The sequence below is a fragment of the Bradyrhizobium sp. 930_D9_N1_4 genome (assembly GCF_052076015.1).
Classification (GTDB): Bacteria; Pseudomonadota; Alphaproteobacteria; order Rhizobiales; family Xanthobacteraceae; genus Bradyrhizobium.
Genome location: NZ_CP197236.1, coordinates 5216794 through 5240499, shown reverse-complemented (window position 1 = coordinate 5240499; position 23706 = coordinate 5216794). Strand labels below are relative to the sequence as shown.

19 protein-coding genes are annotated in these 23706 nt (G+C 64.0%); 10 read left to right on the top strand and 9 right to left on the bottom strand.

From position 1 onward, the window contains the following. Positions 1 to 34 precede the first annotated feature (34 nt). Complete coding sequence (locus AB7532_RS24970; protein ID WP_441237344.1) at positions 35 to 2287, bottom strand: N-acetylneuraminate synthase family protein; 2253 nt, start codon at positions 2285 to 2287, stop codon at positions 35 to 37. Next, a complete protein-coding gene (locus AB7532_RS24965; protein WP_441237343.1) occupies positions 2284 to 2973 on the bottom strand; it encodes an acylneuraminate cytidylyltransferase family protein in 690 nt (229 codons plus the stop codon). Before AB7532_RS24965 ends, AB7532_RS24970 begins: the two co-directional genes overlap by 4 nt. Before the next feature lie 266 nt (positions 2974 to 3239). On the opposite strand from AB7532_RS24965, the gene AB7532_RS24960 reads away from it, so the two are divergent. From AB7532_RS24960 to AB7532_RS24925, 8 genes are all read left to right on the top strand, one after another. Continuing rightward, positions 3240 to 4883, top strand: coding sequence for a carbamoyltransferase family protein (locus AB7532_RS24960; RefSeq protein WP_441237342.1), 1644 nt, complete (start codon positions 3240 to 3242; stop codon positions 4881 to 4883). A gap of 89 nt (positions 4884 to 4972) precedes the next feature. Continuing rightward, a complete protein-coding gene (locus AB7532_RS24955; RefSeq protein WP_441237341.1) occupies positions 4973 to 6271 on the top strand; it encodes a hypothetical protein in 1299 nt (432 codons plus the stop codon). Positions 6272 to 6470: 199 nt separating this feature from the next. Further along, positions 6471 to 7988 carry a hypothetical protein gene (locus tag AB7532_RS24950; protein ID WP_441237340.1) on the top strand — a complete coding sequence of 506 codons (1518 nt, stop codon included), beginning with the start codon at positions 6471 to 6473 and terminating at the stop codon, positions 7986 to 7988. A gap of 62 nt (positions 7989 to 8050) precedes the next feature. Further along, positions 8051 to 9049, top strand: coding sequence for a glycosyltransferase family 2 protein (locus tag AB7532_RS24945; RefSeq protein WP_441237339.1), 999 nt, complete (start codon positions 8051 to 8053; stop codon positions 9047 to 9049). Positions 9050 to 9053: 4 nt separating this feature from the next. Then, the gene (gene asnB / locus AB7532_RS24940; protein ID WP_441237338.1) at positions 9054 to 10919 is read left to right on the top strand and encodes an asparagine synthase (glutamine-hydrolyzing); all 1866 of its coding nucleotides are present in this window, start codon (positions 9054 to 9056) and stop codon (positions 10917 to 10919) included. 6 nt (positions 10920 to 10925) lie between these two features. After that, positions 10926 to 11528, top strand: coding sequence for a class I SAM-dependent methyltransferase (locus AB7532_RS24935; RefSeq protein WP_441237337.1), 603 nt, complete (start codon positions 10926 to 10928; stop codon positions 11526 to 11528). After that, entirely contained in the window at positions 11525 to 12286 is a 762-nt protein-coding gene (locus tag AB7532_RS24930; protein ID WP_441237336.1) for a methyltransferase domain-containing protein, read from the top strand. Before AB7532_RS24935 ends, AB7532_RS24930 begins: the two co-directional genes overlap by 4 nt. Further along, a complete protein-coding gene (locus tag AB7532_RS24925; RefSeq protein WP_441237335.1) occupies positions 12286 to 13080 on the top strand; it encodes a class I SAM-dependent methyltransferase in 795 nt (264 codons plus the stop codon). Before AB7532_RS24930 ends, AB7532_RS24925 begins: the two co-directional genes overlap by 1 nt. A 12-nt stretch (positions 13081 to 13092) precedes the next feature. Here the strand turns inward: AB7532_RS24925 and AB7532_RS24920 are convergent, their stop codons facing one another. Further along, a complete protein-coding gene (locus AB7532_RS24920; RefSeq protein ID WP_441237334.1) occupies positions 13093 to 14316 on the bottom strand; it encodes a phenylacetate--CoA ligase family protein in 1224 nt (407 codons plus the stop codon). Positions 14317 to 14402: 86 nt separating this feature from the next. On the opposite strand from AB7532_RS24920, the gene AB7532_RS24915 reads away from it, so the two are divergent. Beyond that, a complete protein-coding gene (locus tag AB7532_RS24915) occupies positions 14403 to 15545 on the top strand; it encodes an AGE family epimerase/isomerase (protein ID WP_441237333.1) in 1143 nt (380 codons plus the stop codon). On the opposite strand, the gene AB7532_RS24910 is transcribed toward AB7532_RS24915, so the two are convergent. From AB7532_RS24910 to AB7532_RS24885, 6 genes are all read right to left on the bottom strand, one after another. Next, positions 15542 to 16381: an ABC transporter ATP-binding protein gene (locus AB7532_RS24910; protein ID WP_441237332.1), complete on the bottom strand. Its 840-nt coding sequence runs from the start codon at positions 16379 to 16381 to the stop codon at positions 15542 to 15544. The two genes, AB7532_RS24915 and AB7532_RS24910, sit on opposite strands and share 4 nt — an antisense overlap. A 162-nt stretch (positions 16382 to 16543) precedes the next feature. Further along, positions 16544 to 17827, bottom strand: a complete 1284-nt coding sequence (locus tag AB7532_RS24905; protein WP_441237331.1) for an ABC transporter substrate-binding protein — start codon at positions 17825 to 17827, stop codon at positions 16544 to 16546. A 45-nt stretch (positions 17828 to 17872) separates the two neighbouring features. Further along, positions 17873 to 18946 carry a branched-chain amino acid ABC transporter permease gene (locus tag AB7532_RS24900; RefSeq protein WP_441237330.1) on the bottom strand — a complete coding sequence of 358 codons (1074 nt, stop codon included), beginning with the start codon at positions 18944 to 18946 and terminating at the stop codon, positions 17873 to 17875. A 3-nt stretch (positions 18947 to 18949) separates the two neighbouring features. Beyond that, positions 18950 to 19843, bottom strand: coding sequence for a branched-chain amino acid ABC transporter permease (locus AB7532_RS24895; RefSeq protein ID WP_441237329.1), 894 nt, complete (start codon positions 19841 to 19843; stop codon positions 18950 to 18952). Between the two features lie 82 nt (positions 19844 to 19925). Next, positions 19926 to 21857, bottom strand: coding sequence for a long-chain fatty acid--CoA ligase (locus AB7532_RS24890; protein ID WP_441237328.1), 1932 nt, complete (start codon positions 21855 to 21857; stop codon positions 19926 to 19928). Then, positions 21854 to 22675 (bottom strand): ABC transporter ATP-binding protein, encoded by an 822-nt coding sequence (locus AB7532_RS24885; protein WP_441237327.1) that lies wholly within the window; start codon positions 22673 to 22675, stop codon positions 21854 to 21856. Before AB7532_RS24885 ends, AB7532_RS24890 begins: the two co-directional genes overlap by 4 nt. Before the next feature lie 338 nt (positions 22676 to 23013). Between AB7532_RS24885 and AB7532_RS24880 the strand changes: the two genes are divergently transcribed. Further along, complete coding sequence (locus AB7532_RS24880) at positions 23014 to 23688, top strand: Crp/Fnr family transcriptional regulator (protein WP_441237326.1); 675 nt, start codon at positions 23014 to 23016, stop codon at positions 23686 to 23688. Positions 23689 to 23706 lie beyond the last annotated feature (18 nt).

Here is a 23706-nt window from a genome sequence, read left to right as displayed (position 1 = left end):
ACCTGACGGCCGGGCATGAATGTGTCGCGAATTTTCAGCGGCTCTCGAAAGTCGCGAGCCGCTGGAGCGCGATACGAAATCCTTCGCCGTCGTTCTCGTGGCCCTGCCAGATTTCCGGGATGAACGAGGCCTGTGGCGCCTGCCGGTTCAGCACCCGGAACACGTTGCCGAAATCGATCTCGCCTTCGCCGATCTGGAGGCCTTCGCCGTCGACGCCGCGGGCATCGCCCATGTGAACATGGGCGACGAGCGAGCCGATCGCCTCCATGAACTCGTCGAACGACCAGCTGTTTTCGGTGCAGGCGAGCTGGGAATGCGAGGTGTCGAAGCAGATGCGCAACCCGAGCTCGCGGCAGCTGCGCACGATGTCGTCGCTGGACACGAACAGATTGTGATAGCGCTGGCCGCCGAAATGCCAGGGATACGGCGGCATGGTCTGCGGCCACAGCTCGACTGCGGGATCGGCGAGTTCGCGGACGCTGGCACGCAGATGGGCTTCGCGAACCGCACGTTCCTCCGCGGTCAGGAAGCGCGTCGACGAGAAGCCGCCGACGTTGCAGATGATGCCGACCGGGCCGTCATTGCGGAAGCGTTGTGCCAGCGCCTTGGTCTTGGCGATGACGCGCTTCATCTCCGCGATCGAGCGCGTGCGATAGTCGTCGTCCGGGATCGTCAGATCGAGCACGTGGTCGTTCTCGAACAGCTCCGGCGCGTGCACGACCAGGCCGCAGGAATAGCTGTCGGCGAGGAAGTCGGCATCGTTGATGCCGAGGTCGCGATAGCTCAGGTGAAACTCGACGAAGTCCGGATTGATCGCCGCGATCAGCTTGTCCGCGTCGCGATGGCGCACCGGCACGCCCCAGGGGCGCTTGAAATTGATCTGCCCGCCGGCCGAGAGCTCGCCGAACTCCGAGATGTCGGATGGATAGAGTGGCGTCTGGGCCGGGATCGCGCGCGGCGCCTTGCGTCCGATCACCTCGTCGATGCGGTTCGGTGACAGTCCCTGGCCCGGGCTGCGGATCTCGACCATCTCTCGCGTGATCGTCGCGCCGGCCGCGATCGCGTCGACGGCGAAGATCGACTTGCCGAGGCTGATGCGGTTGGCCTTCTCGCCCTGGCTGAGGATGCGGGGCAGGGCGCTGCCGAGGGAGTCCTCGACCTGGCGCACGCCCTCGACCATACGCTTGAACTCATCCGGCAGCAGGCTGACCTTGTGGTCGTTGCCCTCCTGGTCGCGCGCCAGCGTAAAGTGCTTCTCGATCAGGCGCCCGCCCATCGCCACCGCCGCGACCGACACGAAGACGTCGCGCTCGTGCCCGGAATATCCGACCACGCTCTCGCAGAGCTCCTGGAGCCGCACCATGTATTTCAGGTTGATGTCGCGGAATGGCGCCGGATAGGTCGAGTTGCAGTGGAGCATGACGTACTCCGCCCCCGACGTCTGGAGCAGCTTCACCGTCTCGCGGATCTCGTCCTCGGTCGACATGCCGGTCGAGCAGATGATCGGGATTCGCTGGTCGACGATGTGCTGGAGCAACTCGTGATTGGTGAGGTCGGCAGACGCGGTCTTGATCGCCTTCAGTCCGTAGGCGCGGCATTTGTCAGCGCTGTTGATGTCGAAGGCGGTGCAGAGCGGCTCCATTCCGAGCGAGGCCGAGTAGTCGAAGCAGCGATAAAGGTCCTCGTCGCTGAGCTGAAAGCGGTCGAGCAGGTCGAGCACGTATTCGGTGCCGAGGTCCTCGCTCTGTCCCTTCGCCCGCTTGCCGTAGAGGCCGGTCATGTCGCGCATCTGGAATTTGGCCGCGTCGGCGCCGGCCTCCGCCGCTGCCTTGATCAGGGCGAAGGCGGCTTCCAGGCTGCCATTGTGGTTGTTGCCGATCTCCGCGATCAGGAAGGTCGGATTCTCCTCCGCGACGGTGCGGCCGCCGATCCTGATCCCTTCGCCGGGATGGCGCTGGCGGGCAACGCCGACGACGTGGCGCTCGGCGTCGACCAGCGGCACGTAGAGCACGTCGCGCAGCAGCCGGTTGGCGGTCTCGCGATCGCCGGCGACGGCGCTGCGGACGCGGCGGTTGCAGAGGTCACCGACCGCGGCCTGCACGCCGGACGCGGCACCTGCACCGATCCAGCGGATGATGTCTCCGTTCGAGAGGCTGCCGAGCAGCCGGCCGCTGCCGTCGACGCAGAACACGATCTCGCGCCGGTTTGCCGCGACCTTGCTCGCCGCCTCCTGGATGGAGGCGTCCTCGTGCACCAGATAGCTCTGAAGGTCTCTGTCGATGATCATCCTGCGATGGTCCTGCGGAACGTGGCTTCGAGAGCCTCCCAATCGGAGAGCTCGTCGAGCTCGATGCTGGTGCTCTCGTCCATCTCGTGGACGGCGATCTTGCCATGAAGGCGCGCGCTACGCTCACGCAGCCGCTCCACGGTCGAAATGTAGAACGCGCCGTTCTCCATCAGCGTGCCGTTCCATTGCTGGCGCAACGGGCGCTTGGCCGGATCATAGTTGATCGGCGTGGCGTCGTCATTCCAGAAGAACCGCTTGGTCCTGACGCAGGTGACGAGCGAATCCGCCCCGTTCGCCACGAAATGAGAGATGGCGTCGGCAACGTCGCCGCGTGTCGTCTGCGGGCTCGTCGCCTGCGCGGTGACGAGATATCGTTCCGTGATGTCGGAGCTGTCGATCAGGTCGTAGATCGCCTCTTCGGTGGTCGAGTTGTCGGCCGCCAGATGGGTGGGGCGGGGATGGATCAGGATCCGGGAATCGATCGACCTTGCCACGGCAGCGATCTCCTCGCTGTCGGTCGATACGAAGACGCGCGAGACCATGCCGCAGTCGAGCAGGGCCCGCAGCGTCCAGGCGCAGAGCGGCTGGCCGCAAAACGGTTTGATGTTCTTGCCGGGGATGGATTTCGAGCCGCCGCGCAGCGGAACCACTGCGGCAAAGCTCGGCGTGCCAGACGGGGCGCTCATGGAATCAACGCCAGTTGACCGGCCCGAAGCCGGGAGTATTTGGTGCCCTTGATACTCACGGGGAGCCGTCCGGCCGGTTTTGCCATGGGCAGGGCATAACATCGCGGCCTGCCCGGAAGCAAGGCGGGACACCCCCGCAAGATGCCGTCGGATTCGGGCCGTTTCGCTCCGGGAATTGGGCCTGTCTCCGCCCGCGATCGCGCCGGCCGCGCGCGATTTACATTGCCCTCAGTTCCTATAGAAGGCTCCAAAAGGGTCGACACGACATGTACGTCATCGGAATCAGTTCGGGGATCAAGCACGGCCATCACGATGGCGCGGCGGTGCTGTTGCGCGACGGCGAGTTGATCGCGGCTGCCGAAGAGGAGCGATTCACGCTGGCCAAGCATGCGCGCGGCGAGCTGCCGCGCGGGGCGATCGGGTTCTGCCTGAAGCAGGCCGGCATCACCATGCGTGACGTCGACTGGATCTGCTCACCGCTGAAGACCTACACGAACTATACGCAGCGCCTGACGGAATACTTCAAGTACCAGTTCGGCCACAGTCCGAAGATCGAGCTCTACGACCATCACCTCTGCCACGCCGCGAGTTCGTTCTACGGTTCCGGTTTTTCCGAGGCAACGGTCGCCTGCTTCGACTTCTCCGGCGATTCCAGCTCCGGCCTCGTCGCGCATGCGCGCGGCAACGACTTCCGCGTCCTGACGCGCTTCGGCCGCAACAACAGTCTCGGTCTCTATTACGGGATGCTGACCCAGTATCTCGGCTATCAGATGACCAATGACGAGTACAAGGTCATGGGCCTGTCCTCCTATGGCAGTCCCGAATATCTCGACAAGTTCGCCAAGCTGTTGCGTCCCAACGGCATCAGCTACGAGCTCGATCCCGGGCTCGACAAGCGCAGGCGCGACGCCGAGATTTTCACCAGCGATTTCTCGACGCGGCAGGAGCGCATCTTCACCGAGAAGATGGAGGAGATTCTGGGACCGCGGCGGCTGCGCGGCGCGCCGCTCGACCACCGGATGACGAACATCGCCGCGAGCGGCCAGAAGCAGCTCGAGATCGTCACCACCGAGGTGATCCGCTCCGCGATCGCCGAGACGGGCTGCGGCGACGTCTGCATCGCCGGCGGCGTCGGGCTGAACTGCAAGATGAACATGGAGATCGCCGCAGAGCCGTCCGTGAAGCGCCTCTACGTTCCGCCGGTGCCGCACGATGCGGGCGTGGCACTGGGCGCAGCGATGATGAAATGCGCCGAGGCAGGCCATGCGATCTCGCCCCTGTCTCATGCGTACTGGGGACCCGAATACTCCAACGACACGATCCGGGAGACGCTGGACAAGATCGGTGCGCGGTTCGAGTTGCTCGACGATCCCGTCTCTCACTGCGTCACTGATCTCGCGGAGCAGAAGACCGTAGGCTGGTTCCAGGGTCGGATGGAGTATGGCCCGCGCGCGCTCGGCAACCGCTCGATCCTGGCCGACCCGCGGCATGCGAACATGAAGGACCGCATCAACCTCACGATCAAATACCGCGAGGAGTTCCGTCCGTTCTGCCCCTCGGTGCTGTATGAGCGTCAGGCTGAATATTTCGAGGATACGTTCGACGCGCCGTTCATGGTTGTGACGTTTCCGGTCAACCAGAAGGTCGCCGAAACCATGCCGGCGGTGGTCCATGTCGACAACACCGCGCGCATCCAGAGCGTCCATGCGGACAGCAATCCGCTCTACAGCCGGTTGATCGGTGAGTTCGCGAAGGCAACCTCGCTGCCGGTCCTGATCAACACCAGCCTCAACATCAACGAGCAGCCGACCGTGAACGCGCCGCTGGAAGCGCTGCACACCTATTTCTGCTCGGGGCTGGACGTCCTTTATCTTGGACCCTATCGCCTGTCCAAATCGGCGGGAAATTAACGCGTCGTCGCAGGCGGCGTCATCGGGGACGTGTGGCATGAACGTTTCGTCGCAGCCGCGCTGCTGATCGAGGTGCCTTGGGGGATGGAATGGCGCCTGGTCTCGACGTGACGGATCGCAAGCGGTGGCCGCTGACGTCCTGGCTCGAATTTGCGATGGGCGCCGGCACCGTGATGCTGCTGGCGCTGCTCTTCGCGATCATGCTGCGTCAGCCATTCGAGACGGTCGACGATCTGATCTGGCTGAACAAGCTGCGCGGCGACAGCTTTTCCAGCCTGTTGCTTTCACCGGCGTGGATGGTCAAGAGCAGTTTCTATCGGCCGGTGGCCGAAATCCTCCTCAAGATCCAGTACACGTTTTTCGGTCTCGATCCTCGCTTGTACCGCTACACGCAGTTCGCGATCATCCTGGTCCTGCTCTGGCTTTCGTCGCGCCTGATACGGCAGCTCGGGCTCCGCCGGGAAGCGGTTTTCCTGCTGCCGGTCTTTCTGATCGGTTCGCCTTTCATAACGGGCTCGATCACGTGGCTCAGTGAGCTTCCGCACGTGATCGTTCTCGTCTGCTTCGTCGTCGGCCTCATTGCGATCACGTCGAATCTGACGGAGGGGCGGAAACTCGTGGTCTGCACGCTCGCCTTCGCGGTTGCTCTCCTGTCGAAGGAGAACGGATTGGCGTTGACCGCCTTTCTCCTCTATTTCGCCCGGTCGTTGCCGGGAAAGGCAACGCTGGCATTTGCCGCCGTCATCGCCTCCTATTTCGCGATGCGCGCGCTCGTGCTCGGACCCTCGATGGGGCTTTCGGCTTTCGACGAGGACGGCGGCTATTTCTTCAGATTTTTGACGGGCGCCGAGAGGCGCCAGATGTTTCCCGGGAGCGCGATCTACCAGCTCTATGCCTATGACGTGCTGGCGCAGGTGGCCGCCATTCTGTTCCGGGCGACCGCGTGGGGGCAGATCGTTGGCGGCATCAACCGCGAAGTCGTCATCGAGACGGCGTCTACGGTCGTCATCGTCGCTGGAACTATGGCGGCCTATCGCAAGCACGGTGTTGTCTTCGTCATCCTCGCTGTCGTCGCGATCGGCGGAACTGTCTTCTCCTACGCCTATGCACGCGACCGGCATCTGGCGCTTCCCGCGCTAGCCTATGGCTTTGCTCTGGTCATGACGGCAAGCGAGCTGTCGAGGCGATTTGCGGCGATGCCGGCGGTTCCGCTGTTCTGCCTCTGGCTGGCCTGGGCCGCTCAAGCAGGCCTCGCTTTGCGTGCAATCGATCATCTTGCGACGCAGGCGATCGAGGAGGTCTACCGTCCCAACACCAGTCCACTCAATCCGAATCTGCCGGTCGAGGTCTGGACGGCCGCGCGCGAGCGTGCCCTGAGCCTGCGGTAGGATACGCCCCGTTGAGCCGCCGGTAGCTGGGGCGATCGGGCTTCGATGCGTGACGATGCGCCGCAGCCGCCGGGAAACCGGCGCGTTCCGTGCCGGTTCCTGACGGTCTTTGCACGCGAAAGAATGTCAGTTGAATGTGCGGGGTAGCGTCGATATTGTCCCGCCCGCAACCAGGGCGAGAGGGACAGCGGCGCGGACCATGACGGCAGATGCAGTGGCTTCCACGCGGCGCTTCACGCTCGCTTCGCTGATCGCAGTGTTGTTGTCCCTGGTTGTCTGGACCGGGATCAACGGACGCATCGCCGAGAACAACATCCGCTTCGACAAGGATCTGCTGTATCTTTATCTATGCGGGGTCGAGCAGGCCGGGCAGGCCTCGCATGACCAGCAGGACAAGCTCGTCGAGCATCTCATCGCGGCCTCTGCGAACGATCACTACATCTATCGCGCGAAGATGCGCGCCGCCTATTGCAACAATTATCCGTTCACGTCGCTCTCGATGTACTACGCCGGGAAGGTGCAGCAGTCGCTCGGCATGACCGATCCCTCGAGGGATTTTCCCGAGTTTCTGTTCAACGCGCTGCGCTGGGGCATGGCGCTCTCGGGCGCGGCTCTCGGCTGCCTGTGTCTGCTCATCGTGTTCTGGGCGGGCAGGGGCCCACTGGTGCTGCCGTTGTTCGGTGCGATCGCACTTGCGGCGCTGTATTACATGACCGTGCCACCGCCCAGCATCTCGTGGTCGCTGTACCAGCAGACGCCGACGCCGCCGGCGCCGCTCGTCACCCTGCATCGCACATTCTGGCTCAGTCTCTACACCTGGATAAACCCGACAGGGGCGTTCTCGCCTTTCTCGGTGTTCCCCCGCTGCCTTTGCGCCATGATTGCCTTCGCCGCGTTTGCGCTGCGCTGGTCCGGACGTGGCGGTGCGGCTTACTGGGCGCCGATCGCCATAAGCTTCGTGCACCAGAGTGAAGCGCCGATCCTGCTCGGCGTCATGATCGCCTGCGATCTCGCGGCGCGCCCCAGGGAGCTGTTGCGCCCGGCCTGCCTGGTCCCGATCGTGCTCACGGTCGTCCTCACCGCGATGCGCGAGCGCATGCTGGCGATCATGGGATTCTCTGTGGTGGCGATAGCCATCGCCATAGCCGTGCCGATCGGGCTTGCGATCCTGGTCTTTGCCGTTCCGAAGCTGCGCGCCGCGGCCGCCTCGGTCTGGTCGGTTGTCGATCGCTTCAGGGCGCGGTGGTTCGACCGTCTGTCCCTTCCCGTGGCTGACACCATCGTCATCCTGCTCGGATGGGTTGCGGTCGTGGTCATCTGCTTCTTCGTTTCGCGGAACGATCAGGTCTTTCGCGTGATCTATCTCTGGTCGGAACTCTTTCCGCGCTACATCGGATTGTTCCAGCTGCCTGTCTTTGCCGGCTTGATCTATGCGGCGTGGCCCTGGGTTCTATCGAAACGGCCGACCGCGACGCGCGAGGCGATGGTGGCGGTGTCCTGCCTGATGATCGTTCTTGGCTACATGAAGTGGAAGGGGCCGTGGACTCCGACGGCCGCCATCGTCGTCCAGGCCCGGGTCTTCGAGAAAGTGCTCGATCAGCACTATTCACCGAACGAGGGATCGTTCTCCAAGACCGAGACTCCGTGGTATTATTTGATGCTCAGACGCGCGTATATCGGAGGCAAGGGCCTTGACGAGTATTTCTCCAAGGGCTGATGCCATCGCTGCTACCGCGCCGTCTCGCCGCGGGATCAGGAACAGGTTGGGCGCGATAGGCTATGACTGATCAAACTCCCCCGGGCCTTTCCGTCATCGTGCCCGTCTACAACGAAGAGCAGTCGCTCCCCATCCTGGTGGAGAAGCTGATGGCCGTGCTGCGCGGGCTGCCTAACAAGTTCGAGATCGTGCTCGTCAATGACGGCAGCCATGATGGCTCGCTGCCGTTGCTGCGCTCCCTGTCGCAGGCGCATCCCGAGGTCAAAATCGTCGATTTCCGCAGGAATTACGGCCAGACCGCCGCGCTGATGGCGGGCATCGACCATGCCTCGAACGATATCGTGGTGATGATCGATGCTGATCTCCAGAACGATCCAACCGACATTCCGCGGCTGCTGGCCAAGCTTGACGAAGGTTTTGACGTCGTCTCCGGCTGGCGCAAGGAGCGCAAGGATTCCGAACTTAAGCGCAACTGGGTCAGCCGGGTCGCCAACCGCATCATCTCGCGCGTCTCCGGCGTGAATCTGCATGATTACGGCTGCACGCTGAAGGTCTACCGCCGCAGCATGGTGAGCGGCGTTCGTCTCTACGGCGAGATGCACCGCTTCATTCCGATCTATGCGGAGTGGCAGGGCGCGCGCATCACCGAGCTTCCCGTCGCCCACCACGCGCGGCAGTTCGGTGCGTCGAATTACGGGCTGGAGCGCATCTTCAAGGTCGTGCTCGATCTTCTGGTGGTGATGTTCCTGCGGCGCTATTTCGCCAAGCCGATCTACCTGTTCGGCGGCTTCGGGCTGATCTCGATCATCGCATCCTTCGCGACCATCGCGCTGGCGATCCTGCTGCGCTTCGCCGCCCATATCTCGCTGATCCAGACGCCGCTGCCGCTGCTGGCGGCGCTGCTGTTCCTGGTCGGCATCATCAGCATCCTGCTCGGCCTCGTCGCCGAGATGCTGGTGCGCACCTATTACGAATCGCAGGGCGCCCGCGCCTATCTCGTGCGCGAGCTGATCAATTTCCAGGGCGAGGCGGCCACGAGCACCGGCAAACGGGATATCTGACGAGATGTGCGGGATAGCCGGATTCTGCGGTGCAGGGGATATCGGCGACATCCGTGCGATGACGGATGCGCTTGCGCATCGCGGGCCCGACGGGTTCGGCTACCACACCGACGAGACGCATCGCGTCTTCCTCGGGCATCGGCGGCTTGCCATTCTCGATATCGGCGGCGGCGCGCAGCCGATGTGGAACGAGACCGGAACGATCGCGGTCGTCTTCAACGGCGAGATCTACAACCACGTCGAGCTCCGCGCCGAGCTGACACGGTGTGGCCACCGTTTTGCTTCGGACCATTCCGACACCGAGGTCCTCGTGCACGGATACGAGGAGTGGGGCCACGACCTGCCGCGGCGGCTGAATGGCATGTTCGCCTTTGCGATCTGGGACAGCGAGAAGGCCCAGTTGTTCCTGGCGCGCGATCGGTTTGGCGAGAAGCCGCTGTTCTATGCGAAGGGGCCGGACTTCTTCGCGTTCTCGAGCGAGTTGCGTTCGCTGGCAAGTCATCCCGGCTTCGACGCCTCGCTCGACGTCCGCTCCCTGCAAAAGCTGTTCGCCTACGGCTTCTTCCCGGCGCCGCGCACGCCCTATCGCAATGCGGCGAAACTGCCGGGCGGCTCCTGGCTGCGTTTCGACCTCCGTTCGGGCAACGTTACCACGCAGCGCTACTGGCAATTTTCGCTTCAGCCTGACGAGGCGATGTCATCGCGCAAGGAGGACGATCTCGTCGACGAGCTCGATCATCTCGTGACGCAGGCGGTGCGCCGGCGCCTGATCAGCGACGTGCCGCTCGGGGTCTTCCTGAGCGGTGGCATCGATTCCAGCGCGGTGCTGGCGGCTGCGACCGACATCGTCGGCAGGGGCCGACTCGAGACGTTCACGATCGGCTTCAACGAGCGCTCGTTCGACGAGTCCGCGCATGCGAGCCGGGTGGCGGGCATCTTCGAGTCCCTGCACCACGAGCAGAAAATCGACCTCGAACAGGCGCGCGACGTCATTCCGGCGCTGCTCGACAGGGTCGGCGAGCCGCTCGGCGATTCCTCGCTGCTGCCCACCTATTTGTTGTGCGAGTTCGCGCGGCGGAAGGTGACCGTAGCGCTCTCGGGCGACGGCGCCGACGAGCTGTTCGCCGGCTACGATCCGTTCCATGCGTTGCGCGCCGCGTCCATCTACAAGGGCAGCGTGCCCAACATGCTTCACGGCATCATCCGCAGCGTGGCCGGAAAGCTGCCGGTGTCGACGCGGAACATGAGCCTGGACTTCAAGATCAAGCGGACGCTGACGGGGCTGTCTTACGGCCCCGAATTGTGGAACCCCACCTGGCTCGGCCCACTCGCGCCGCCCGAGATCGGGCGGCTGTTCGGTGAGCCCGTCCATACCGAGGAACTCTACGAGGAGGCGCTGTCGTTGTGGAATGGGTCTCCCGGGCTCGGCCTCGTCGAGAAGACGCTGGAATTCTACACCCAGTTCTATCTCCAGGACGGCATTTTGACCAAGGTCGACCGGGCCGCGATGATGAATTCGCTGGAGACCCGCGCCATCTTCCTCGACAACGATCTCGTGGAGTTTTCCGCACGGCTGCCGACCGCGTTCAAATATCGCAATGGCGTCGGAAAATACCTGTTGAAGAAGGTGCTGGCGCGAAAGGTGCCGGCCGATCTGGTGTCCCGGCCCAAGAAGGGGTTCGGTATCCCGCTCGCCGCGTGGCTCCGGGAGATTCCGCAGCGCATTCCGCTGGAGAAAATCGCTGGCATTGACCTCGCCGAGGTCGCCGATTTGTGGCAACAACACCGCAACAGGCGTTCGAACCATGCCATCGCCCTGTGGGTCTGGCTCGGCCTTCAGGCCTTTCGCCGCCCTGTAGCCACGGGATAGGACCGGATGTTGCGGAAAGCGCTGGAGCGGGTTCTGGAGTTGCCCGCCGTCTACGATCTCAACCAGTTCATCGGCCAGCCGACCGTGCGCCGCTACACGCAGTTGCTCGTCGAGGAAGTGCCGCTGAGCGCAGAGACCAGGGTGCTCGATCTCGGCTGCGGCACCGGCGCGACGCGAAAACTCATTCCCGGACATTATACCGGCATCGACATCAATCCCGATTACGTCGCCTCCGCAAAACGGATTCGCGCCAATGGTGAGTTCATTGCGATGGACGCGACGAAACTCTCGTTCCCGGATGCCTCGTTCGATCAGGTCATCTCGGTCGCGACCACGCATCATCTCGACGGTGAGCAGCTCCAGGCGATGGCATTGGAGGCGCTGCGCGTTGTCAGGCCGGGCGGTGCGTTTCACATCATCGATGCCATCCTGCCGGTCAATCCGCGCGACCGCGCCAAGGAGATGTTCTTCCGCATGGATCGCGGCCGGTTTCCGCGCAAGCTCGAGGATCTCGTCGCGACCGTGTCGCGTGCGGCCGGCGTCGCGCGGACGCGGGTGTTGAACGGGCCGATGCACGACGTGGCCTATCTGAAGGTGGTCCGCGCATGACGGAGAAAGCGACGCAGCGCCAGTACGACGAGAAGTTCATGGACTACGCGTCCGTGTCGTCGCACTACGCCGCCTCGAAGATCATTCCGCTGCTGCTGCGCGCCTTGCCGGTTGCGAGCGTGGCCGACATCGGTTGCGCCGGCGGCGGCTGGCTGAGTGTCTGGCAAGGGTCCGGTATCGCCGATATCAGGGGCGTCGACGGCGACTACGTCAATCAGGACGATCTGGAGATTCCGCGCGAGCTGTTCACGCCGGCGGACCTGTCGCGGCCGCTCGATCTGTCCCGCCGCTTCGATCTCGTGCAGTCGCTCGAGGTCGCGGAGCACATCGAGGCGCAATTCGCCGATCAGTTCGTGCAGAACCTCGTGACGCACGCAGGCAAATATCTGCTGTTCTCCGCGGCGGTGCCGGGGCAGGGCGGCGAATACCACGTCAATGAGCAGCCGCTCGATTTCTGGCGCGAGCGGCTGGCGCGGCATGGCTTCGACGCCTACGATTTCGTGCGGCCGCAGGTCATGAGCGATCACCGCATCTCGTTCTGGTATCGCTACAACATTGTGCTCTATGTCCGCCGCGAGCATCAGGCCGCGCTCGATCCGGCGATCCGCGCCACGCGCGTACCCGAAGGTGTCGCGATTGCCGATCTGTCGCCGTCCTGGTTCCGCCTGCGCAAGCGTGTCGTCAGGGCATTGCCGCCCGCAATCCGCGACAGCTTGGCGCGGCTGAAGGCGCACGTCGCCCCAACCGGAAGATTCTGATGAGCGAGAACAGCACCGGCATGAGCAAGCCGACCGGCTCGTCCGAGCGCTTCGGCTACGAATGGAGCCATTACAACGAGATCCGCGCCGATTACGAGACGCAGTTCCGCAAATGGACGCCGTTCCTTGGGCCGGACGACTGGAAGGGCGCGAGCACGCTCGATGTCGGCTGCGGCACCGGGCGCAATTCGCTGTGGCCGTTGAAGTACGGCGCGCGCGAAGCCACCGCGATCGACGTCGATGACGGCTCGCTCGCGGTCGCGCGCCACAATCTAGCGCCGTTTCCCAATGCGACCGTGCTCAAGCAGAGCGCGTTCGACATCGGCTTCGAGGATCGCTTCGACATCGCATACTCGATCGGTGTCATCCACCACCTCGAGAGCCCAGAGCTTGCGCTGCGGCAGATGGTGAAGGCGACGAAGCCCGGCGGGCGCGTGCTGATCTGGGTCTACGGCTACGAGAACAACGAATGGATCGTCCGCTTCGCCGATCCGCTGCGCAAGGCGCTGTTCTCGCGCCTGCCGATCGGTCTCGTGCACCATCTCTCGCTGTATCCGACCGCGGTGCTTTGGCTGCTGCTCCGTCTCGGCATCGGGCGTCTCGCCTATTTCGACCTGTTGCGGACATTCTCGTTCCGGCACATCCGCTCGATCGTGTTCGACCAGATGCTGCCCCGCATCGCGCATTACTGGCCGCGCGAGACGGTCCAGAGCCTGATGGAAGAGGCCGGGTTGAAGAACGTGCGGACCGAATGGGTCAACCAGATGTCGTGGGCGGCGATCGGCACGAAATAGCCGCCTCGATCTTCATCGCTCGTCCGCGATCACCTTGCCGTCGTTCGGCAGCGCGCCGGGGCCCACCAGTTCGACATTGCCGCCGAGTTTCGTCACCGCGCGCAAGGTGCCGGCGATCTCCTCCCGCAGCGCATCGCTCGCACCTGCTGTTTCCGCCTTCAGCGTCATCGCATCACTCTCGCCCTGGCGCGTGACGACGAGGCGCAGCCGTCCCAGCGCGGCATGGCGCTTGGCGATCTCGGCGACCTGCTCGGGGCGGACGAACATGCCTTTGACCTTGGTGGTCTGGTCGGCGCGGCCCATCCAGCCCTTGATGCGCATGTTGGTGCGGCCGCATTTGCTCGGGCCCGGCAGCACTGCTGTGAGGTCGCCGAGGGCAAGACGGATCCACGGATGATGCGGATCGAGCGAGGTCACCACGATCTCGCCGACATCGCCCGGCGCGACGGGATCGCCGGTGCCGGGCTTGACGATCTCCAGGATCAGATCCTCGTTCACGACCATGCCGTCGCGCGCTGCGGTCTCGAAGGCGATGAGGCCGAGATCGGCGGTGCCGAAGGCCTGGTAGGCGTCGACGCCGCGCGCCTTGATCTCGGCCTGGAGCGAGGGCGGGAAGGCGGCGCCTGAAACCAGCGCGCGCTTGATCGAGGAGACGTCGCGGCCGGCGCTTGCCGCCGCATCGAGCAGGATCTTCAGGAAGTCCGGCGTGCCGCTGTAGCCGACCGGCCGGTAGGCTTCGATCAGCTCGAATTGCTGCTCGGTATTGCCGGGCCCGGCCGGGATCACGGCGCAGCCGAGCGCGCGCGCCGAGGCGTCGAAGATGAAGCCGCCGGGGGTGAGGTGGTAGCTGAAGGTGTTGAGCACGATATCATCGGGCCGGAACCCGGCCGCGAACAGCGCCCGCGCCCCGCGCCAGGGATCGGCCTGCCGCCCCTCCGGTTCGAAGATCGGACCCGGGGAGGTGAACAGGCGGGCGAACGATCCGGGAGCCGCTGCCACGAAGCCGCCGAACGGCGCCGAGATCTTGTGCAGGGCAGGCAGTTCCGACTTGCGCAGCACGGGGAGGGCTGCCAGTGCCGCCCGGGAGGTCACCGCGGCCGGATTGACACCTTTCAGCCGCTCCGCATAGGCGGGCGCTGCCATCGCGCTGCGCAGCACCTCCGGCAGGCGGGCGAACATCTCGGCCTCGCGTGCGGTCTGGTCGCGCGTCTCGCGGTCGTCGTAATGGGCGGTCATGGCTGGTCTTTCCGGGTTGGCATCCGTTGCGCGCTGCCGCCGGCATAGGTATCAGACGGCCATGGGCACGGCTTGAAGAGGACGCGATGGCGGACGAAGGACTGATTGCGGCGGATGTCGTCGCGCGCCTGAAGCGCCGCATGATTGAGGATGCGCTGCCGCTGTGGTCGAGCGTTGGCTGGGACCACGAAGCGGGCGGCTTCGTCGACCGGCTGCACCGCGACGGCACGGCGGACGGAGCCGCGCCCCGGCGCGTGCTCGTGCAGGCCCGGCAAATCTACTGCTACGCCAAGGCAGCGCAGATGGGCTGGTACCCTGAGGGGCGCGCCATCGCGCTGAAGGGACTGGAGCATCTGCTTGGCAAAGCCAAGGCGCCCGACGGCCGGCCCGGTTACGTGCACCGGCTGACGCCGGACGGCTCCGTGCTGGACGCGCGGCGCGATGCCTACGACCACGCCTTCATCCTGTTTGCGCTCGCGACTGTCTATGCGCTCGACCAGGACGCGCAAATTCGCGCGGAGATCGACGCGCTGCTCGCCTTTCTCGACGGCCATCTGCGCTCGCCGCATGGCGGCGTCCACGAGGGCCTGCCGGTGTCGCTGCCGCGCCGGCAGAACCCGCACATGCATCTGTTCGAGGCGATGATCGCGTGCTTCGACGCGACCCACGATCTGTCGTTCCAGAACCGCGCCGGCGAGTTCTTCGCGCTGTTTCTCGCCAATCTCTACGACAAGCAGAAGCGCATCCTGACGGAGTATTTCGAGGAGGACTGGTCGAAGATCGAGCCGGTCAGCGTCGAGCCCGGCCATCAGGCGGAATGGGTCTGGCTGCTGAAGGGTTTTGAGCGCATCACGGGTTGCCCCACGGGGCAGCGGCGTGCAGAGCTGCTGGCGACTGCGCTGCGTTATCGCGACGAAGCCACGGGCTGTCTCACCGACGAGGGCGACGCCGCCGGCGTCATCCGTCGCGCTACGCGCCGGCTGTGGCCGCAAACCGAGATGGCGAAGGCGTGGATCGCGCAGGCCGAATCCGGCGAGGCGGGCGCAGCGGACGAAGCGCGCACGGCGCTGGCGCGGCTCGAACGGCATTACCTCAGCCATCCCGTGAAGGGCGGCTGGTACGACCAGTTCGATCGCGACGGCAAATCGCTGGTCGACACCATTCCTGCGTCGTCGTTCTATCATGTTCTCTGCGCAGTCACGGAAGCGGAGCAGGTTCTGGAAGGTTAAAGCCAGCGCTTGCGGCGCTTGAAGCTCTTGAGGTTCTTGAAGCTCTTGCGCTGGTCGCCTGCGCCGCCGAGGTAGAACTCCTTGACGTCCTCGTTGTCGCGCAATTCGTCCGCGGTGCCGTCGAGCACGACCTTGCCCTGCTCCATGATGTAGCCATGGCTCGCGACCGACAAAGCGGCACGCGCGTTTTGCTCGACAAGGAGGATGGTGACGCCAAGGTCGCGGTTGATCTTCTGGATGATCGAGAACACCTCTTTCACCAGCAGCGGTGACAGGCCCATCGAAGGCTCATCCATCAAGATCATCTTCGGGCGCGCCATCAGTGCGCGGCCAATCGCGAGCATCTGCTGCTCGCCGCCGGAAAGATAGCCGGCGAGACCAGTGCGCTCCTTCAGGCGCGGGAAATAATTGAAGACCATGTCGAGGTCGGAATCGACCTCGCGGTCCCTGCGGGTGAAGGCGCCGAGCTTGAGATTCTCGATCGACGTCATGTCGGCGACGATGCGCCGGCCCTCCATCACCTGGAAAATGCCGCGGCGGACGATCTTGTCGGGATCGATACCGTTGATGCGCTCGCCTTCGAACAGGATCTCGCCGCGCGTGACCTCGCCGTCCTCGGTCTTGAGCAGCCCCGAGATCGCCTTCAGCGTCGTCGACTTGCCGGCACCGTTGGCCCCCAGCAATGCCACGATCGCCCCCTTGGGCACGTCGAGGCTGAGGCCGCGCAACACGAGGATGACGTCGTCATAGACGACCTCGATGTTGCGCACGGCGAGGAGGGCGGCGGGTGCCACGGCGGTGGGGGTGGGGCGCTCGATATGAGCTGTTTCACTCATGGCTAGTTACTCTCTCGATGTCGTCACCCGCGAAGGCGGGTGACCCAGTATTCCAGAGGCGCCTGAGTTTCACGGAGAAGCTGCGGCGTACTGGATCCCCCGCTCCAGTGCGCCATGCGCACAAGGCGGGGGATGACAGTCGTCGTGAGGTGAGCTGTAAGCTCACCAGCCCAGCAACTCCGGCTTGCGCGGCAGCTCGATGGTCTTGACCTTCTCGAGCTTGATCGTGCCCTTGGCCATGAGGTCGTTGAGGTCGCCGTCGGTCGCGCCCGCGATCTTGGTGCGGTAGAGGTCGACCTTCAGTGTGCCGCGATGGTCCTTGTCGGTCCAGGTCGAGGGATTGCAGACGCCTTCCATCCCGGCCGGCACCCAGTCCTTCTTCTGGTAGAAGCCCTTCACGACGTTGTCGCCCGTGGCGCCGCCGTTCTTGGCGGCCCAGTCGAGTGCTTCCTTCATGTACAGCGCCGAGCAGACAGCGGCGATGTAGTGCACGGGGCGGTAGACCTTGCCGGTGGGGTCGGACATCTTGGAGATCTCCATCACCGTCTTCATGCCGGGCGCATCGCCGCCCCAACTCACGGCGGTGCGCAGCGGGAAGATCACGCCATCGGCGGCATCGGCCGCGGTTTTGGCGGCGTTCTCGTCCATGCCCCAGACATTGCCCATGAACTGAATCTCGACGCCGGCGGTCTTGCAGGCCTTCATCACCGAGATGTTGGAAGCGGCGGTGTTGCCCAGATAAGCGTAGTTGGCGCCCGAGGATTTCAGGCTCAGGCACTGCGCGCTGTAGTCACCCGGCGCGAGCGCGAACACCAGCGGCGGCAGCACTTCGAAGCCGAGCTCCTGCGCCATGGCTTCGCCTGCGGCCTTCGGCGCGTTCGGATAGGGATGATTGGCGCCCATGTGCACGAATTTCGGCTTACCGGACTTGCCCTTGGCCTTCCAATCCTCGGCCGCCCACATCAGCATGGCGCGGAGCGAATCCGAATAGCTCGGGCCGTAGAAGAAGTTGTAGGGCGCGGGCTTGGCCTTGCCGCTGACGCCTTCGGGATCGGTGAGGGCGGCGGCGTAGGAGCCGGAGAGATCGGGGATCTTGTCCTGCGCAAGGAAGCCTGTCAGCGCCTCGGTATCCGCGGTGCCCCAGCCCATGATCGCCGCAACCTTGCTGTCGGGCGCCGACCACTTCTTGTAAAGCGCGATCGCGCGCGGCACCTGGTAGCCGTAGTCGTTGGTGTCGACGTTGAGCTGCTTGCCGCCGACGCCCCCGTTCTTGTTGACCCAGGCGAAGGTGTCGGCGACGGCCTGGCCGTAGGGCGTGCCGACGTCGGAGGTGCCGCCGGAATAATCGGCGAGATGGCCGATCGCAATCTGCGCCTGCGCACTTGCGGAAAAGGCTGCAATGGCGAGAACGAGCGACGCGGTGCTCAAAAGGGACTTCGTCTTCATGGGTCGGTTCCTCCTGTTTTATTGTTTAAGTGAAGCAGCCCGCGCTCAGTGCGAGAACGGGTAGAGTTTCCAGTACGCCTTGATCTGCCGCCAGCGATGCGCGAGACCGTCAGGCTCGAACATCAAGAACGCGATGATGATCACACCGATCGCGATTTCGCGCAGGAAGGTGATGTTGGTGTTGAGCGACAGCGCCTTGTCGATCGCGCCGCCCTTCAGATAGTGGCTGATGAACTCCATCGCCTCGGGCAGCAGCACCACGAAGGCAGTGCCCATCAGCGTGCCCATGATCGAGCCGGTGCCGCCGATGATGATCATGGCCAGGAACAGGATCGAGCGCTCGATGCCGAAGCCCTCCTGGGAGACCACGAGCTGGTAATGCGCATACAGCGCACCGGCGATGCCGGCGAAGAAGGCGGCGAGGCCGAACGACAGCGTGCGGTATTTGGTGAGGTTGATGCCCATGATCTCGGCGGAGAGATAATGGTCGCGGATCGCCACCAGCGCGCGGCCGTCGCGCGTGCGCATCAGATTGGTGACGAGGATGTAGCTCGCCAGCACATAGGCCAGCACGACGTAGAAATACTGCTTATCGCCGCGCAGCGTGTAGCCGAAGATCGAGAACGGATTGGCGCTCGCCGGCACCGAGCCACCGGTGAACCACTCCGCGCGGGAGAAGAAGTCGAGCAGGATGTATTGCGCGGCAAGCGTCGCAATGACGAGGTAGAGCCCCTTCAACCGTGCCGCCGGGATGCCGAAGACCAATCCGACCAGCGCGGTGACGACGCCGGCGAGCGGCATCGCGAAGAAAACCGGTATCGACGCCTTGTTGGAGATATAGGCGGACGTGAAGGCGCCGAGCAGGAAGAAAGCCGCGTGCCCGATCGAGATCTGGCCGGTAAAGCCGACCAGGATGTTGAGGCCGAGCGCGGCGATCGAGAATATGCCGATCTGGATCAGGATGCTGAGCCAGTAGCCGCCGAAGAACTGCGGCGCGAAGCACAGCAGCGCAACGCCCGCGATCGCGAAATTGCGGCCGGTATTGGTCGGGAAGATCGTGGTGTCGGCCGCGTAGGAGGTGCGGAAATCACCAGCGGGGATGAGGGCAGGGCCGGCCATGAATCAGATCCGCTCGATGTCGTGGGTGCCGAACAGGCCGTAGGGCTTGATCATCAGCACGATGATGAGGACGTAGAACGGCGCGATCTCGTAGAGATTGCCCCAGTGCAGATACTCGCTGTCGACATATTGCGCGACGTTCTCGAGCAGGCCGATGATGATGCCGCCGAGCACGGCGCCGCCGACGGAGTCGAGCCCGCCGAGGATGGCTGCCGGAAACACCTTGATGCCGTAGGCAGCAAGGCCGGAGGATACGCCGTTCACAACGGCAACGACGACACCTGCGACGGCAGAGACCGTCGCCGAGATCGCCCAGGCCATCGCAAACACGCTCTTCACGGAAATGCCGAGTGATTGTGCGACCTGCTGGTTGAACGCGGTGGCGCGCATGGCGAGACCGTATTTCGAGGCGCGGAAGAACCAGGCCATGCCGATCATCATCGCGACGGAGACCACGAGGCTCATGACATAGACGGTCTGGATCTGGAGGCCGAACAGGCTGACCGCCTGGCTCTCGAACACGCGCGGGAACGGCTGCGGGTTGACGCCGTACATCCATTTCAGCGTCGCCTGGAGCACCGTGGAGAGGCCGATCGTCACCATGATCACGGAGATAATGGGCTCACCGATCATCGGCCGCAGGATCAGGACCTGGATTGCGATGCCGAACGCAAACATGAACACCAGCGTCATCGGCATGCCGATCCAGAACGGCACCTGGTATTTTGCGAGCAAGGTCCAGCACACCCAGGCGCCGACCAGCAGCAGCTCGCCTTGCGCGAAATTGACGACCTGCGTCGCCTTGTAGATCAGCACGAACGACATCGCGACCACGCCATAGAGCGTGCCGACCACGAGGCCGTTGACCAGGAGCTGGATGAGGAAGGCGGTGTTCATGTGATATGCTGTCCTTCGCCTCTCCCCGCTTGCGCGGGAGAGGGGGCATCGATCGGCAACGCGCTCTGTATCGGAAGCGTACTCACTCCGCGGCCTCCGCCATGTGCCCGTGTCCGCCCAGATCCACCACCCGCAGCGTCGTGCGCACTCTCTGCGTGGTGCCGTCCTGAAAGCGGATCACGGTGTCGACGGGGATGTCGGCATCGCCGCGGTAGATGGCATCGATGATGCCTTCATATTTCTCGTTGATGACGCTGCGCCGCACTTTTCGCGTGCGGGTGAGCTCGCCGTCGTCGGCGTCCAGCTCCTTGTAGAGCAGCAGGAAGCGGGAGATGCGTTGCGCCGGCGGCAGCGTGGCGTTGACGGTCTCGACTTCCTTCTTGAGCAGCGCGTAGACCTCGGGTCGCGAGGCGAGGTCGCTGTAGGTCGTAAACGAGAGCCGGTTCTTTTCCGCCCATTTCGAGATGATGGAGTAGCGGATGCAGATCATCGCCGCGAGCGCGTCGCGCCCCGAGCCCAGCACCACCGCTTCCGCAATATAGGGCGAAAACTTCAGCTTGTTCTCGATGAACTGCGGCGAGAAGCGCTCTCCGCGTGAAGTCTCAGCGAGATCCTTGATGCGGTCGATGACGACGAGCTGCTTGTTGTCGTTGAAATAGCCCGCGTCGCCCGACAGCATCCAGCCGTCCTTGATGTCGGCAACGCTGGCCTCGGGATTTTTGTAGTAGCCGAGGAACATGTTGGGATGCCGCACCACGATCTCGCCGACGCCGTGGACGTCGGCATTGTCGATGCGGATCTCGACGCTGTCGGCCATCGGTACGCCGGTCGTGTCGGGATCGACCTTGCCTTCGGGATGCAGCGTGTAGGCCCCCAACAGCTCGGTCTGGCCATAGAGCGTGCGCAGCGGCACGCCCATGGCCTGGAAGAACTTGAAGGTCTCAGGGCCAAGCGCCGCACCGCCGGTCGCGGCTGAGCGCAGGCGCGTGAAGCCGAGGCGGTCGCGCAGCGCGCGGAACAGCACAACGTCGGCAAAGCCGGAACGCTTGCCCTGCGCGAGCGCGGCCAGGCCGCTGCTCATGCCGATGTCGAACAGGTACTGCTTGTACGGCGTTGCGTCCATGACCTTGGCGCGGACATCGGCAGCGATCGATTCCCAGACACGCGGCGCGAACAGCACGAATGTCGGCGCGATCTCGCGCAGATCGTTCATCATCGTGTCGGGCTCTTCGACGAAGTTGATTTTCATCCGGCACAAGAGGCCTTTGCCAAGCACATAGACCTGTTCCATGATCCACGGCAGCGGCAGCACCGAGACGTATTCATCGTCCGGTCCCTTGGGGTCGAAGGCGAGATAGGTCGCGCAATGGCTGAGCACGCGGCCGGCGGCGAGCATCGCGAGCTTCGGATGCGATGTGGTGCCTGACGTGGTGCAGAGGATCGCGACATCCTGGCCCTTGGTGGCGTCCACGAGCCGATCGTAAAGCGCAGGCTCGCGCGTCGCGCGCGCACGGCCGAGCGCGGCGAACTTTTCTGCCGACATCAGGCGCGGGTCGTCATATTTCCGCATCCCGCGCGGGTCGGAATAGATGATGTGCTTCAGCTTTGGCACGCGGTCGGCGAGCGTCAGCAGCTTGTCGACCTGTTCCTCGTCCTCGGCGAAAACCAGCTGCGCCTCGCCATAGGTGAGGAGATAGGCGGCTTCCTCGTCGAGCACATCGCGATAGAGCCCGAGGCTCAATCCGCCAATCGCGTGAGTCGCGATCTCCGCGGCAACCCAGTCCGGCCGGTTGTCGCCGATGACACCGATGACGTCGTTGCGGCCGAGGCCCAGCTCGACGAGCCCGAGCGCGAAGTCGCGCACGCGGGTGTTGTAGTCACTCCAGGTAAAGATGCGCCAGAGCCCGAGATCCTTCTCGCGCAGCGCGATCTCGTTGCCATGCTCCTTCGCGTTGAGCCGGAGCATCTTCGGATAGGTGTCGGCCTGTGCGACGCGGCCCGCATAATCCATCATGCCGCGCTCTCCTGCGCCGGCGGCGCATCGTCGGGATCGACCAGCACCTCGTCCTCTTCACCCAGGTAAGCGCGCCTGACATGGGGATCGGCGAGCACGGCGGCGGGATCGCCCTCGGCGATCTTGCGGCCGAAATCCAGCACCATGACGCGGTGGGAGATGTCCATCACTACGCCCATGTCGTGCTCGATCATCACCACCGTCATCCCGAACTCCTCGTTGAGATCGACGATGTAGCGGGCCATATCCTCCTTCTCCTCGAAATTCATGCCGGCCATCGGCTCGTCGAGGAGGATGAGGCGCGGCTCCAGCGCCATGGCGCGGGCCAGCTCGACGCGCTTGCGCAGGCCATAGGAGAGGGTGCCGGCTGGCGCTTTTCGCACCGACTGGAGGTCGAGGAAGTCGATGATCTCCTCGACCTTGCGGCGGTGCGCGAGCTCTTCCTGGCGCGCGCCGGTCAACCAGTACAGCGAGCCCGTGAGGAAATTGTTCTTCAGCAAATGATGGCGGCCGACCATGATATTGTCGAGCACGCTCATATGGTGGAACAGCGCCAAATTCTGGAAGGTGCGGCCAATGCCGAGCGTGGGGCGCGAATTCGGCGTCAGGCCGGTAATGTCGCGGCCCCGATAGAACAACTGGCCTTCGGTCGGCTTGTAGCGGCCTGAAATGCAATTCACGATCGAGGTTTTACCGGCGCCATTCGGGCCGATGATCGAGAACAGCTCGCCCTCGTTGATCGCGAAGCTGACATCGGTCAGCGCGCGCACGCCGCCGAATCGCAGGGACACGCCGCGCACTTCGAGACTGGTAGCCACCAAACAAATCCCTCCCGGTGATGGCGCGTTCAGCGGCGCTCTTCGTCCGTTCCTTCCGGGCAATCCTAGTACGGCCGTACCGGCGAGACCATGCAGCAGATGGTCCCGACCGGAGCCGCGCCACTTTCGTTCCCGTTTGGGATCAAAAGCCGCATCGCCCGAGGTGGTCCTCAATAGGGGAAAGCGCTATTTTGAAATGTCTCCCGCCTGACAATTCTGCGACAAAGTTTTTCGGACGGGCGTGGCCTTCATCTTTCGTCGGACGAGGCTTGAGATGATCGTGTTGCAGTGCAGCAGGGTGATGGAGTGACGAAAACGGTGCGGCTGGCTGCGGGATCATGATTTCAGAGGATCAACTGAAGCGCGTCGCTGCCTGGTCGCGCGAGCTCACACAAGCGGAGATCGAGGTCGCCCGCGCCGGGATCACGGAACGCTCCTACGGCACCGGCGAGACCGTGTTCATGCGCGGCGATACGTTCGATTATTGGGCTGGCATGGTCTTCGGCCTGGCCCGGATGGGCGGCGTTTCACGTGACGGCAAGGAGACCAGTCTTGCCGGGCTGACGGCCGGGGCGTGGTTTGGTGAAGGCAGCGTGCTCAAGAACGAGCCGCGCCGCTACGACGTGGTCGCGCTGCGCAACAGCCGCGTCGCGCTGATGGAGCGCAGCGCGTTCATGTGGCTGTTCGAGAACAGCGTCGGCTTCAACCGCTTCCTGGTGCGCCAGCTCAACGAGCGGCTCGGCCAGTTCATCGGCATGCTCGAGGTCAACCGTACACTCGATGCCACCGCACGGCTCGCCCGCGGCATTGCTTCGCTGTTCAACCCGATCCTCTATCCGGAATCGACCGCGCATCTGGAGATCACCCAGGAGGAGATCGGCGCACTCTCCGGCATGTCCCGCCAGAACGCCAACCGTGCGCTGAACCGGCTGGAGAAGGAAGGTCTGCTGCGGCTCGAATATGGCGGCGTCACGATCCTCGATGTCGAGCGGTTGCGCGGATACGGGGACTAGAGCGTTTTCGAGCGAAGT